This is a genomic window from Faecalibacillus sp. H12 (assembly GCF_013361255.1).
In the GTDB taxonomy this organism is placed as follows: domain Bacteria; phylum Bacillota_I; class Bacilli_A; order Erysipelotrichales; family Coprobacillaceae; genus Faecalibacillus; species Faecalibacillus intestinalis.
Window position 1 is genome coordinate 14,935 of sequence record NZ_JABWDK010000014.1, and the last position, 16,043, is coordinate 30,977.

7 protein-coding genes are annotated in these 16,043 nt (G+C 29.5%); all 7 read right to left on the reverse strand.

All coding sequences use genetic code 11. The features are described 5' to 3' along the window. Positions 1-122 precede the first annotated feature (122 nt). The 7 genes from HUU89_RS15050 to nagE all read right to left on the reverse strand — a co-directional run bounded on the left by HUU89_RS15050 (position 123) and on the right by nagE (position 15,970). A complete protein-coding gene (locus tag HUU89_RS15050; RefSeq protein WP_317992339.1) occupies positions 123-578 on the reverse strand; it encodes a glycoside hydrolase family 125 protein in 456 nt (151 codons plus the stop codon). A 54-nt stretch (positions 579-632) separates the two neighbouring features. Next, positions 633-761: a glycoside hydrolase family 125 protein gene (locus HUU89_RS15055; RefSeq protein WP_317989751.1), complete on the reverse strand. Its 129-nt coding sequence runs from the start codon at positions 759-761 to the stop codon at positions 633-635. Positions 762-1,202: 441 nt separating this feature from the next. After that, the gene (gene malQ / locus HUU89_RS09650) at positions 1,203-2,669 is read right to left on the reverse strand and encodes a 4-alpha-glucanotransferase (protein WP_032090622.1); all 1,467 of its coding nucleotides are present in this window, start codon (positions 2,667-2,669) and stop codon (positions 1,203-1,205) included. Positions 2,670-2,793: 124 nt separating this feature from the next. After that, the gene (locus HUU89_RS09655; RefSeq protein WP_175301625.1) at positions 2,794-8,421 is read right to left on the reverse strand and encodes a beta-N-acetylglucosaminidase domain-containing protein; all 5,628 of its coding nucleotides are present in this window, start codon (positions 8,419-8,421) and stop codon (positions 2,794-2,796) included. Positions 8,422-8,674: 253 nt separating this feature from the next. Then, positions 8,675-13,543: a discoidin domain-containing protein gene (locus HUU89_RS09660; RefSeq protein ID WP_175301626.1), complete on the reverse strand. Its 4,869-nt coding sequence runs from the start codon at positions 13,541-13,543 to the stop codon at positions 8,675-8,677. A 151-nt stretch (positions 13,544-13,694) separates the two neighbouring features. After that, a complete protein-coding gene (locus HUU89_RS09665) occupies positions 13,695-14,531 on the reverse strand; it encodes a PRD domain-containing protein (protein WP_254697752.1) in 837 nt (278 codons plus the stop codon). 5 nt (positions 14,532-14,536) lie between these two features. Next, positions 14,537-15,970 carry an N-acetylglucosamine-specific PTS transporter subunit IIBC gene (nagE, locus tag HUU89_RS09670; protein ID WP_175301628.1) on the reverse strand — a complete coding sequence of 478 codons (1,434 nt, stop codon included), beginning with the start codon at positions 15,968-15,970 and terminating at the stop codon, positions 14,537-14,539. Positions 15,971-16,043 lie beyond the last annotated feature (73 nt).

The following is a 16,043-nucleotide window of genomic DNA, read 5'->3' on the forward strand; positions in this document are numbered from 1 at the left end:
ACGTTCTATTTTTATCTCCACTTCATCGGTTTCACTTATTGTATGTATTATAAATCGGTTTTAAAAATAAAGTCAACATTATTAAATAATGTTTTATTTTTTGTACACTTAGGTATATCCTTTTATTTTACAAAATATGTTTGATATACCAATTCTGCAAACAATGAATTAGCCCATGCAAACCAAGATCTTGTATATTCACTTGGTTCATCCTTATTAAATTCCTCATGACATAATCCTTCATTATTACTTGTTTCTAAAATCAAATTAATCATTTTTTTAGCTTCTTCTTTAGTCCCTGTTAATCCTTGCATTGATAAAGCAATATGCCAAATATAATTTTTAGGAGTATGTGGACTACCGATACCACTTGCACAGGTTCCTTGATAATAATAAGGATTATGATGACTTAAAATAAATGATCGTGTATGTTGATAAAGTGTATCCTCCTTTTTACAATAGCCTAAATAAGGCATAGAAAGTAAAGATGGTACGTTAGCATCATCCATCAAACAATAATTACCGAAGCCATCCGTTTCATAAGCGTATATTTTTCCAAACTGAGGATGTAAATAAATTCCATAACATTGAACTTATTTATTAATAAGTCCAGCAATTAGATCTGATAATTCTTAATCTTGAGCTACAAAAGGTAAATAGTGATTCACTTGAGCTGAAGAATCTCTTAACCACATGGCGGGAATGTCTCCTGTAATGATAAAAGTTTCATCATCATTCATCTTTTTTAAAGTTGTTTCAATTGTTTAAACATTTTTAATAATTGGGGATTGCCTTTTAAAACATAATCTGCCTCTTTTAATACTTTTTCTATTTGTATTGTCCTATTAATTTTCTCCTCTTTTTCTTATTATATAATGAAATAAAAAAAATATATATTTTAAATTATTGGTAAAACATCATCCTTTTCTTTATTCAATCAAATTTTATTTTATAAAATAAAAAAAGACCATTCGGTCTTAACTTCAAGTCTATGTACAAATTTAGAATGTTGTTGTCAAAAAAATATTTAAGGAAGAAAAACCTGTTCATGACTTGTCTACGAAACTTATTATATTTTTTTCTTTTTAAAAATCAATTTTATTGTCATAATTTAATAAATAAAAGCGATTACATCTCCTAAAATTTAAAAAAAACCGCTTTTATCACGGTTTTTTAGGATATATAAATAATAAGTATGGTATTTATCTTTTAGCTTTCTTTAACATTTTTTGAATTATTTGTATTTGATTTTGATAATCATCAAATGAAGTAAGTTTATAAGACCAGTTATGTGGACCTACTGTCCCTGGTAAATTAATACGAGCTTCTTTGCCATAGCCAAGTAGATCTTGTAAAGGAACAATAGAAATCACTGCATCACATTCAAGTGTATATGCCAGCATATCTTCCACAAGATTTTCTCCTATATATCCTAGCCCCTTCATAATTTCTTTCATTCTTTCTTTATCATCTAATTCTTCATACCATTGTTTAAGAGTAGCATTATCATGTGTTCCTGTATAAACAACACAATGTTGAGGAATTTTATATTTAACTTTTCTTTCATCTTCTCCAAAAGAGAATTGCATAACTTTCATTCCTAATAAATCATAATGATCTCTCAGTTCATGTACTTGTGGACGTAATTCTCCTAAGTCTTCAACAATCATATTAAGTTTAGGCAATTGTTTATAAACTGAATCTAAAAAATGATAACTTGGTCCTTCTATCCATTTTCCTTCTCTTGCTGTAGCACTTCCATAAGGAACTGACCAATATGTATCAAAAGCCCTAAAATGATCAACTCTTAAAATATCAAAAATTTCATTATTCCATTTTAATCTTTTGATCCAAAAATTATATCTTGTTTTCTTTAAATAATCCCAATCATATAAAGGATGTCCCCATAGTTGGCCATCTTTTGAAAAATAATCAGGTGATGCTCCAGATACGAATTTAGGATAAAATTTATCATCTAATTGAAAACATTTACGATACTCATAAACATCCGCAGAATCATCACCTACATATAAAGGTAAATCTCCCATGATAGATATTCCTTTTTGATGTGCATGTATTTTTAATAAATTAAATTGTTTTACAAAAATATATTGAAGAAATTGAATATAATCAATTTCTGCTTCTAATCCTTCATTACTTCCTTTAATATTTTGATCTTCATCATTCCAATCTACCCAAGGTAAACCTTCGTTTGCTTTATTTAAAGCCATAAAACGCGCATATTTTTTTAACCAAAATGTTCCTTTAACAAAAGTACGATATTCTTTCTTTAATTCTTTATCTTTTAAGAAAACTTGATAAGCTTTTCTTAAATAACGATTTTTAAATAAACGTACGCGTTTATAATCAACTCTTTTTAAATCTTGTAAATAGTTAGGAACTTCATCTAACAAATGCCAATCTTTTAAAAGTTCTAAAGAAATATATATTTCATCACCAGCAAAAGATGAATAAGGAGTATAGGGTGAATTCCCGGAGCTTGATGGATTTAATGGTAAAATTTGCCAAATAGAAAAACCTGCTTGAGCAGATAAGTCAACAAATTCATAAGCTTCTTTTCCTAAATCCCCTATTCCATGTTTTCCTGGTAAACTAAATAACGGTAACAAAATACCAGCTTGTCTTTGATCAAGTGCTTTTAATTTCATGATTTTCACCTCTTCTTTAAATATACCATAAAAAAAGCGTCTTCGCTTATGAAAACGCTATCTTTTTTTGTTTTAAAATGAAAAGGTTCTATTTTCTTAATCTTGAAAATAGAAACCTTTTATTTTAGTCTTCTTTTGTTCTTTTTCTTAAAGATACATAAACGATTGCTGCCATTAATGCAAATGTTGCAAATGTCCATGCAGATGTTGAATCACCTGTTTTCACTTTGTTATTTGTTACAACTTGAGGTTTATGAGCAGGTTCATTTGTATCTGTAGTGATTGTTGGTGCTTTTTCTAATGCATTAATAGCGTTTTGTAATTCACCTACAAGGGCATCGACTTCTTCTTGTGTCATTTCTGATGAATTTTCTAATTTCTTAGAAATTTCAGTAACAACATCTATTAATTTAGAATAAGATGCTTCTGTATATTTTTTACTATCTAATTGTTTAATTTGATCTAATAAACCATGGATACCATCTAAATTACCACGTTTAACAAGTTTTTGAGCAGCTTCTTTTAAAGTATTAGTTAATGCTTGAACGTTATCACTTGTGTTTTCATTTTCTAAAGCAGCTTTAACATTATTGTAAACTTTTTCAAATTCTTTCCATGATGATGCTGTATAATCTTTTTCTTGATATTGATCCATTAATGCTTTTAATGCATTTACTTCATCATCTGTTGCTTTTAAAACTAATTTTGTTCTTGCATCTTGTAATTGTTTTAAAGCTTCATCTAATTGTTCTTTTGTTGCATCTTCTTGTTCGATTAATGTTTGTGCATTCTTTAATGCTTTTTTAAATGAATCAGCAGTAGATGTTAAATATTTATTTGTATCTAACTTATCTAATTCATTTGATGCAATATAATCTTTTAACTCTTTTTTACTTACTGATACTTTTGTTACTAATTGAGCTTTTGCTTTTTGTAAAGCATCTACCATATCAATAACTTCTTTTTCAGTAATTGTTGCTTCATCCTTTTTAATGAATTCTTGAGCAAGTTTCACTTGATCTTGTAAAATAGTCCATGTTTCACTTGTATAATCTCTTTCTTTTAACTTGTTAATTGTATTAAGTTCATCTTTAACACTTTGAATATCTCCACGTTTAACAAGATTTGCATAAGCAACTTCTAATTCAGCTTTTGCATTTGTAATAGCATCTAATTCACCCGCTTGTTTATCTAAAACTTTTTGAGCTTGTTTTAATGCCTTTTCAAATTCTTTATAAGAATCTGCTGTATATTTATTTTCTTTAACATCTAAAGAATTAATATATTTTTGTAAATCATTAGCTGCTGTTGAAGCATATTCATCATCATTTAACATAATAACTTCTGAAATTGTTGGAATTTTATTTTCATCCCATTCAATCTTTAATTCATAAACGTTTCCTTCAGGCATATAGAATTCATTTAATGATTTTTTAAGAGTTCCAACTTGAACCCATTTCTTTCCATTTTCACCATCTACAAGAACAGATACTCTTGCATTTGAAATTTCACCTTTTTGAATAATATGCATTTTCTTAACATCTAAATCACTTGATAACGTATAAGTAATGCTTCCAGCTTCTTTAGAACCTGGTCTATAAGCTGTAGATAAATCTCCATCAAACATATATTGAGGAATAAATCCATTTGCTTCTACAGTTGAAGAAGTATATGTTGGATCATTTGAAACTGGTACATATTCTCCATCATTGATAACAATTTCATTGAAAACAACAGCTCTATTATTATTTGTTGCTGTCATTAAGATCTTTAAGTAACGTGCTTTAACATTATTAGCAGTTCCTTCTACATAGACTTTATTTGGATATGTGCTTGATGCTTTATAACCTGCATCTGAATCAATACATTTAACCCCAGCATCATTTGTATTTTCAACACCATCTCCAATAGTAATAACTTTTGTCCAGCTTTCTAAATCATCTGATACTAAAATATCAGCATCTCTAATATAGTTAACTGCACTATCTTGGCAATACATTTGAATTTTAGAAATTGTTCTTTCTTGTCCTAAATCATAAATAATATATTGTCCTTTTTGTGGAAAATCACCAAATTCTGTTGTTGAATCGATATTACCATCAAAAGCAGCACCATTATTTCTAGTATCTTCACCAACACCCCATGAAGGATTAATATTCATAGTTGCTTTATATAAATATGGTGCTGTAATTTCATTTGAATGTACTTCAAAATGATTAATTGTTAATTTAATAGCTTTGTCTGTTTTATTAATTAATCTTACATATCTTCCATCTGGAAGTTCTTTTTCTTGACCTGTTACAGTTGTCCATTCAACACCATTTTTTGAAACTTGTAAAGTTGCTCCTTGACCATTTTCATAATCAATATTGAATGTACTTAAATCTTTGATTCTTGATAAATCAACACCAACGTATTGACCTTTTTCTAAAGTAATTTCTTGATTATAGATCAATTCTGTAAGTGCTTCTTCACTTTGTGAAGCTAATCTATAATCTGTATTTGTATAAACATTAGCATTATTGAAATCTTCATCTGGATTATAAGCTTTTACAGAGAATTCAGAGAAAATAACCCATACAGCTCTCTCTTCTTCATTTACTAAACGTACATAACGTGCTTTTAAACCATGGAAATTTTCATCAATTGTATCTTTACCACTAGCTAAACCTTGATATGTTTTATAAGTAGTCCAGTTTTGGTTGTCATTAGAGTATTGTAAACTATATTTTTTCCATTTATCTCCAGCACTACGATTTCCACCGATGACTGCATAAACTTTACCAATAGCTGTTTCTTTACCTAAATCCCAACCTATATAATCACCTTTTCTTGTTGTATCACCTGAGGTACTAAAATCTAATGCTGTTGAACTATCACCATCTGTTAAATTATCTACTGTTCCTTGATAAATTCCCCATGTATCTGTATACATAAATGTTGCATTCATTTGTCCTGGATCAGCCATTTTAAATGTATTGACTTTCCACCAATATCCTGCTGTATTACTTTTTAAATTTAATTCTAAGTTTCTAATACGAACTGCTTTTGCTTTAATATTTTGACTTGATACATCTAATTCAACAGAAGCATCACCATTATATTCTTTTAATACTTTCCATGTTTGACCATCCGTTGTATATTCAATGACATATTTTGTTGATTTATCTGTTCCTGTATCTTGTCCAAAATAAATTGTACCTAATGTTTTTGCTTTTTTGAAAGTTAATGTAATACTTGCATCAACTGGTAAATAATCTTTAATTTCTCCACCTTTATAAGGACTTTCAGCAAAATGAGCATAAGTAGCATTACTGTCATCTAATAAATTATTTAAAGAACCACCTTTAAGTGTCAATTTATCGACAGATAATGTACCTGGATCTTCTTCAGTTACTACTTCATCTGCATTAACAGCAATATCTCTAATACCTAACCAAGTATTCGCTTTATCTTCAGTAGCAATCATGCGAATACCTTTAACCCCTTTTAAATTTAAGTCAGTTAAAGCTACATCATTTGGTAAAGTATATTCTTGATTATCTAAATCAACCCATTTTTTACCATCTGTTGTATATTGCACTTTAGCTTTAGAAAAAGTATCTTTTGAATTTGAATTTGTTCCTAATCTAAAAGTCACTCTATCAATATCAATTGCTTTTGAATAACTAACGCCTACATAAGTTCCTTTACTAATTGTATTTGGTGTTTTATAAACAATTTCAGTATTGGCTTTATTATCGAATACATTATCAATATTACCTGTTGGACTATCATTACGATTTGTAATAAATTTAGTGACTTGTTTATTTGGATCAACAATAGTTGAAGCAATATCTCCTAAATAAGAATCCATTGCTTTAATAAATGGTACGATATGTTGTACTCCTACTTCTGCATATTCTAAATGATCAACATAATTGAATCCATATGTTTTTGATTTTTCAAAAGCAGCTTGTCCAGTAGAATATAGATCCCAAATCTTATCATTAGCTTCTTCATCTTGTACAGCTTTAACAGCTTTAAGATAATTTATTGCTGCATCCGCTGTATCATCCCAACAGTTTAACCAATATACAATTTGATCTTTTATTCTTATATCACCTGCTTGTGCTCTATATGTAGCACTAGCATTTTTTAAGATTGTAAATTCATTGATCAAATCTTTAAATTGCTCATCACTGATTGTTGTTCCATTTGTAAGAGCTTCTTTGAAGCTTGTTAAACGATCTTTTAAATCTACTGATTCTTGTAATGCTGTTACACGACCATCCATATTTTGATTGATCATATGTTTTGAAAGTTCTCTTAAAGCAGCTGATGCTTGAGTTTCAATAGCGCTATTATGATCGACATATTTAAAGGAAGCATTCCAGCATTTTTGAGCTTCTTCTTCACTTTGCCAAATATTCCATGAGTAACATGCATTCCCAAAAATTGCAACTTTACTTGGCTCAGATTGTTGCATTGGATTTAAAACGATTCCTTGAATCTTATTTGGATCTACACCAGGGTGTAAAAATGTTGTATATCCACCCATAATTAAGTGTTTTTTAGAGTTATCTGTACATGGCCAGTTGATCCACATATAAGGGCCACGCCCTGCATTATTTGTAAAAGTTGTTGTGAAGTTATTTGTAACTTCTCCCCATACTCTACCACCAGTCATAACGATTTGAATATTTGCTGGGAAATTTTGATAATAACTTTCACCATTATACATATATTCTTGTGTACAGAATGGTAATGTTAATTTTAAATCTGGATATGTTTTTTGCATTTCTTTTAACCATGCTGTCATATCAGTTAATGTTTTTGTATAGTTAGCACCACCAACATTTCCAGCATCATCTGCTAAAATAGCAATTTGACGAACACCTGCTTTAATAACTTGTTCAAATTTAGCTTGTAATACTTTTAAGTCTGCTTGATAGTTTTCTTCACTATTATACCTGATGGCATTATACATATATGGATGTAATGCAAATACAAAACGACATTTTGATTTATTTCCTGCTTCAGCAAGAGGTTTGATTTTTGTTTCAATTTCTTCATCTGTATAAAGTTCACGCCATTTGGAGTTATGTTTAGGATCATCTTTAGGAGCATAGAAATAAGAATTCAACTTGTAGTATCCTCCCCATTCCATTAATTTCATACGATCCGTAGTAGACCATGGATTTCCATAATAACCTTCAATAAATCCACGACTAGCAACATTAGCATAATCTTCCATTGTAAAATTACGGATATTTGTTCCGTCTAATTGTTTAAAGATATGATACAAACTTGTAAGACCATAAAAAGCCGCATCTGTATCTTTACCTAATACTGTAATTGTTCCATTATCAACTTTTAATAAGTATGAATCTAATTGATCAAATAATTGGGTTGTTTTTACTGAATAATGTTCACCAACATATTGATCAACATATTGATTTGAATCTTTAATACCTACTAAAATGTTTGTTTGGTCTTCTTTTACTTCTTCAGAAGTACTTGCTTTTATATTTTTAATAGCTAATACTTCATTCATTCTATCCTTTGTATATTTATCAATACCATCTTCATAAACAACATTGACAGTAGATGTCATATCAAATGAACCATCTTGATAATCCATCATATGAGGATTTGGATAGACTTCATAATCATTTTCCAAAGCACTGACGATTGGATAAGAGTGAATACATCCAATTGACATTAAAAATGCAAGTGCTAGAGAAACAATTCTCTTTACCTTTTCTTTCATATTCTTCTTCCTTTCTTATTTACATTACTGCTCCCTTAAATGAATAATGTAATCTTAATTTGCAAATACAAACCAAAAAATAAAGACCAAACAAGATACACTAAAAAAGTGTAAGTTATTTGGTCTTGCCTACTTAAAGTAACAATCCGTATTTACATCCTGTATTGTAACATACACTCTTTGTCTATGCAAGGGCTTACAATAAATTTGTCTAGACAAAATAAATACCACTACTTAATAGTGGCATCTATTTTTATAATTCTTCTTTTTTTACTTTTTTAATACCTAACCATGACATGAAAGCCATTAATACAAATAAAATAATATTTGTTTCATCACCTGTTTTAGCAGTTGAAGATCGTTTTTTATCATTTTTAGTAGTAGAAGTAATTACTTGATTATCTTTAGATGAAGTATTTCCTTTTGAAGTATTATCATCTTTAGTAGATGAATCTACTTTTTTAAGAGCATTCATAGTTTTTTCTAGATTAGAAATAGCTTCGTTTATTTCTTCTTTTGTAGCATCTTCTTTAGCAGATACTTCTTTTGCTTGAGTTAATGCTTCTACCAGTTGTTTCCATGAATCTTTTGTATAATCTTTTTCTTGAAGTTGATCAGCTTTACTAATCAAATCAGTTAATCCAGATTTATCATTAAGTATAACAAGTCCATTATAAGCATCTAATAATTTTTGATACATATCATTGATTTCATCTTTTGTAGCATCAAGATTACTTAAAACATCCTGTGCTTCTTTAAGAACAGTTTGGAATTGTTTCCATGAATCCTTTGTATAATCTTTTTGTTCAAGATTTGATAAATCATCAACGAATGATTTTAATTTTTCATTATCAACAGATAATACAAGTTTTACCATTGCATCTGTTAATTGACGTTTCATAATTTCAATTTCATTAGCGTTAGGATTTTCTGCATTGACTAAACCTTCAGCAGCTTTAATTGTATCCTGTAAATGATTCCATGAAGTAGATAAATATCCAATATCTTCCATAGCTTTAGCTTTATTGATAACATCTTTTAAACCATCAACATCTGCTGGTACATCTGCACGATGTAATTTAATTTCTGCAGCACTTCCGTTATTATTAACAGCTTCTACGTAGTATAAACGAAGATGTTTTGTTTTTACTGTATCAAATTCAATGACTTTTGTAGATGAATCACTTGATAAATTACCTTCTTTAACTGTTTTCCAATTAACACCATCATCACTTATTTCAATACGATATTTTGTAACATTTCCATTTTTACCAGTTTGACGAGGAACATATGTTAAACCATTGACACTCATTTCTTCTTTATTTTCAAAAGCAATCCAATGAGGTGTTGATAAATTCCAATCTGTATGCCACATTGTTGATGGATTATCATCTAATACATTTTTAGGATCTGATCCATCATGTTGATAAGATGAAGCAGTTGCTGTAAGTTTGCTTTTATCAATGTAATTGACATTAACTTGTGATTTTAATTGTAGTTTAGTAAGTGCTTTTGTAAGTTCTACTTCATATTGATCGACTGTATCTTGCATTGATTTAGGTAATTCTCTTTGAATCATATCAATAACAAATTGCAAGTTTTTAACAGAATCTTCTGTATAAATAGATAAATCTTTTGGAATTGAATTTAAATAGTGATCTACTCTTGTATAATTTGCTTTTTTGTAATCAATTCCATTTACTAATTCTTTAATTTCATCTGTAAGAGTTGAAATTGTTTGTTCATTTGGATCATATTCTTTTAAAGCAACTTTTGCTTCTTTTAGTTTTTCTTGTAATTGTTTATTTTGTGATTCTTCTGCAATATGACTTGCACTTGTCACTAAATAATCTAATTCCATTGTTGAAGCAAATGATTTTTCTGAACCTAAACGAATATCATCTACATATCCTTTAAAGGCATGTTCTTTACTTCCAATTCTTTCCATTGGAATCATCATTGTTGCTTTTAATGGTCTACCATTTACTTGTTCATCATCTCCAAGTGTATCTACAAGTTGACCATTTACATAAAGATCAATAACTTCTTTTCTATTTTTAAATTCTAATTCAACCCATTGATTAACAGGTAATTCATAATTAAATGAATAGTCATGATTTTCTCTACTTAATCCAACTTTACCTGTTCCTTTTTGAACAGCTTTAATTGAACCATAGCTACTTTCAAATAAAATTTGTTCTTCTTCACTTGATGATTCACGTTTTACTTTTACACGTAAATCATTATTTAAACCAACTGTATCTAATGAAGTTGTTGCATAACTTGTATCTCCTAATAAATGCAATGCATCATGACTATCTAATGATGCAAGTTCGATATTTTCATGGCCTTTTAATTGATCAAGATTATCTAAATCATAATGAGCAATCATACCATTTTCATCTTTAGCTGCTTCATAACCAAAATTTGTACCTGGAGCAGCCCCTAATGTTGTTCTTAAACTATTAGCCTGATCTAATGTTTTATCTCCTTTACCCCATAATTTAGCACCAAATAATGGAATTGCATTTTGTAAACGATCATAAACATCATATTCACTAATACCATTTTCTAAATAGTCTGTCATATCGTTCCATACAGCAATAGCGCCCCCTAACATTTGTTCATCACCAGCAGGAATTGTGACACCACTAATCGAGTTGATTGCTTGATTATATAAAATGTTGCTATTTAAATAATCATAGTAATATCCAGCATTAGGAACAATATAATATTGTGCATCATTACAGTTAATTAAATCATAACCTTGTTCATACATTTGATCCATATTCGCATAACCAAAGTTCCATAAATTCATTTGAACATCTTTACTTCTAACCGGAGTTTTTCCTGAACATTGAGTTAAACTTCCCCAAATACGTGCTGTTCTTCCTGAATTTTGTACATATTTTAACATATCATCTGAGAATCGACGATAAGCTTCTTTGTCTGCATTATATTCATCTGCACCCACATGAACTGTTGTTTGTTCATCGAAAATAGGATCACTTGTTGTCATATATTCATCAAAAATACTTTGTACAAATTCTAATGATTCATCATATTTATCTCTTAAAGCCAAATGATCGTTTTCACGTCCGTTTGTCCCATGTCTTAAATCAGGTCTTACTTTTGTAAGAGCTAATGAATGGGCTGGTGTATCGATTTCTGGTACAATATCTACCCCATAATCTCTTGAATCCTTAATAAAATCTTTAAATTCTTTTTTTGTATAGAATAAATCTGTACTTGTTAAATCTTGTTGATTTAAGCCATTGTTTCCACCTTTTTTAACATCTGATTCTAATCTAAATGCTGAATAACCTGTCATTGGATCAGCTAAACTTTCAATTGGAATTAAGTTATCATTTAAGTGAACTTGGAAATCGTTCATTTTATACCATGACATTTGTTTAACAATTTGTTTTAAATAATCCATTGTAAATGTTTTACGTCCAACATCTAAAATAAAACTTCTTACTTTATAAAGTGGATAATCTCTTGTTGTCCCACAAGGAACATTTCCTGATTGTTTAATACTTTGTAAAATCGTTCTGGTTGCCCAATAAGCCCCTGTTGTTGTTTCAGCTTTAATATTGATTGAATCATCAATATCCATTAAATATCCTTCATCTTGTAACCCTAACGATTTATCTTTTGTAAGAGCTAAAGTAATATCTCCTGTTTTGCTTTCGCCTTTTACAACAGCAATACTTTTTCCAGTAATATCTTCATAATCATTAGCAAGTGCTTCTGCAGTTTTTTGAAGTGAGCTATCTTTATAAACAATTCTTGCTCCTTTAGAAACTGTATAGTTTCCATGTCCACCATTCCATTCAGCTAATTCTGGTAAAACATTTGGTGCTTTATTCGCTGTTTCATCATTTTTTTGACTACCTGGAACTGTAACAGCAATTTCTTTGAATTTATAATCATTTGTATCATTATCTGTAATCTTGAATGATACTTTAACATCTTTATCACTAATAGGTTGATAAATTGTTAAATCTTCATCAATGATTTGTTCAAAATCAGTACCATTATATTCAACAGTATAACCTTCAACTTCTGGTAAAGTGACTTTTAACTTTTTATCTCCAGTTTTTGGTGTTTCTACTTGAATTTCATTTAAAACATCACTCATTGACATTTTTTCATCAGGATTTCCACCATAAACTTCTAATTCATAAATAGAAATCGTATTCCAAGCAATACCACCATCTGGATCTTCTGAAGTATGTGAATCAACATATAAACGCACATATCTTGCTTTATAGATTTGATCTAAAACAATTTTTTCTGTTAAAGATTTTGGACGATCTTTAAATTCTTTAACTGTTTGCCAATCACTTTCTTGAGGCGTAGATTCAGTATCAGCAATTTGAATCTTATAAGCTGTTGCTTTACGTGTTTCCCAGAATACCTTAACCGTATTGACATTCATTCTTTCACCTAAATCAACATAGATCCAATCTGGTCCATTTCCAACATCACTTCCCCAACGAGAACTACGTGATGATGTATTACCATCTACTGCATTTGCTGCTTTAACACTCGCTGCTTCTTCAGAACTTGCAACTGCAGTTTTCTTTAAAGCGATATTTTCACTTGGATCTTGTACTTTTTCATCCGTATTAAAGATTTTAAATTCTCGACAAGATACATTTGGATAACCTTTAACTGCTGTTACTTCTAATTTAACATATCTTCCACTGACTTTACTTCCTAATAATTCTTCACTGATAACATTTTTATTATCTGTTCTTGAAAGTACTGGTTCTCCCCAATTATTAGGGTCATTTGAAACATAAATATTATAATTTGAAGCATAATTACCTTCATTTTCCCAAATCATTTGGAATTTATTCATTTCAAATTCTTGACCTAAGTCTACATAGGCCCATTGAGTTGGTGCACTTTCAGTTGACCAGCGTGTATCATCATCACCATCTGTTAGGTTTTTTCTCGGCAATGTTCCATATTCAGCTGAAACATAAGACGTTTTGTTTAACGCTAAGTTTTGTTGCGCTGACTCTGCAAAAACAGGAACCATCGATAATACTGAACCCATCGACATCGATAATGTTAATACAGCTGCAACACTTTTCTTTTTCAATTTCATATTTTTCTTCCCTTTCTCTTTAAAAAGAAAAGACCAAACATAAAAACAACATTCAAAAATGCCGTTAATATATCTGGTCTTGCCTACTTAAAGTAACAACCCTTGTCTATACAATAGCAAAAAAATACCTCTATTGTCAAACGCTTACATTTTAAATATGACAATTCTTTTTAATATGTATACATAGATATGTCTGTTCATCTGGAGTTAATAGATAATGATATTTATTTTCTATTCGTTTTTTTATTCGATTAATGCATAAGGATAAGCGTATATTTTCTTTTAGCATATCTCTAATATTTTCTGTCGTATCAATATTATTTTCAACATCATTACGAAAAACTCTTTCAGCTAAAAATTTAAGATGTGTTGATAATCTTGCATAATTAATTGAATCTAATTCTAATTGAACATTCATTGTCTGTTCAATCACTTCAATGACATCTCTTACAAAGTTAACAATTTTAGAAGTATTTTGTGAACTATTCTTAGTAGAAAAATTCACTAAATGTAAAGCTATATATCCCGCTTCAGCTTCTTCTAACTGTATACCTATTTTTTCTTTAATAAGTTTTATTGTCCATAAACCTAATTGATATTCATTTTTATAAATTGCTTTCGTTTCCGATAAAACAACATTAGGTAAATCAATTTTTTCTTTTTTTCGTTTAATAGCAAAAGCAATATGATCACTAATTGCTAGAAAGATTTCCTCATAAAATTGGGTATTCAATTGTTCTGTTGCTTTGCTTACTAATAAACTAGTAATCTCATAATAAATAGGTTCAATATCATTGATTCCTCTACGTATACGTTTTTCAACTTTTTCTTTAAAGATATATGTTTTTTCAATCCGTGATTCATCAACTAAATCACCTATCTTTTTTTGAAAGCCGATTCCTGATCCTGTTAAAATAATATCCCCTAATTCATCAGATAAAGCAGCAATACTATTATTATTAAATATTTTTATAATCTTCAATTTCATTTCTCCTACATTAGTATTTCATTTAATATTTCAGCAATAAATTGAACTTCAGTTCCTATAATGATTTGTATTTCATGCTCACTTGATTCAACAATATGAGAAAAATTCATCTTTGATAGAGTCTGTTTATCTATTAGTGAGATATCTTTAACTTCTACACGTAAACGCGTAATACAATGATCAACACTTATAATATTCTTTTTACCACCTAATGCTTCAAATAATTGAATAGCAATTTCATCAAAATTATTTTCGACTTTCTCTACTTTCTTTACCTCATTTTCTTCTCTTCCAGGTGTCATAATATTATAACGTGTAATCAATACTCTAAAAACAATGTAATAAATCAATCCGCATAGAATTCCTAAAGGAATTAAAAATAAAATATTATTAGCAAATGGTGATTTAAAACTTAAAACATAATCTATAAGTCCTGCAGAAAAACCAAACCCTGCCATCCATTTAAAAGTTGCTGCAATAAAAAGCATCAATCCTGTAAGTAAAGCATGGATAAAATAAAGTGTTGGTGCTACAAACATAAAAGCAAACTCAAGAGGTTCAGTCACACCTGTAAAAAATGAAGCCAAAGCAGCTGAAAATAAGATAGCACCTACTTTTTTCTTATTCTCTTTTCTAGCACAACGATACATAGCTAGAGCAGCTCCAGGAAGACCAAACATCATTACTGGGAAAAATCCCGCTTGATACATTCCTGTTACACCTTTAACACCACCGGAAATTGTTCCCCAGAATTTTCCAATATCATTAATACCAGTAACATCAAACCAAAATACAGAATTGAGGGCATGATGTAAGCCTGTTGGAATCAATAAACGATTTAAAACACCATAGATTCCTGCACTTATAGGTCCAAAATTAGCGATTTCTTTTCCAAACCAAATAAAAAAGTGATAACACATTGGCCAAATATCAATAAATATTAAAGATATCAAAAGTGTAATTCCTATAGAAATAATGGAAGCAAATCTCTTTCCATCAAAAAAAGCTAAAAACTGAGGTAATCTTTTTTGATCAAACTTTTGAAAAGAAATAGCCACAATCAAACCTACCAAAATACCAATAAAAGCACTTTGCGTATTATGAAAAGCTAAATCCACAGCATATTCTGGAATTTGCAAAATTAATGCGATGCATTTAGATGATAGAATTGTTGTCATCATCATATAACAAGCAAGAGCACTTAACACTATTGCTGTATCTCTTTTTTTAGACATTTCCATGGCAACAGCTATCGCAAATAAAATGGGAAGGTTATCTATAATTGCTCCACCAGCAGCAATGAGTAAAGCAGCAATTGGGTTATGTATACCCCATCCAGTAGGATCAATCCAATACCCAATTCCTTTAAGTAGTGCTGCTATGGGCATGATTGAAACAGGTAACATGAGTGATTTACCTAATCTTTGTAAATATTTCATAGCGAACTCCTTTAGTAAACGCTTACGTATCATACCAAATAATGCTAAGCAGACACATACGGTAAAGATTATT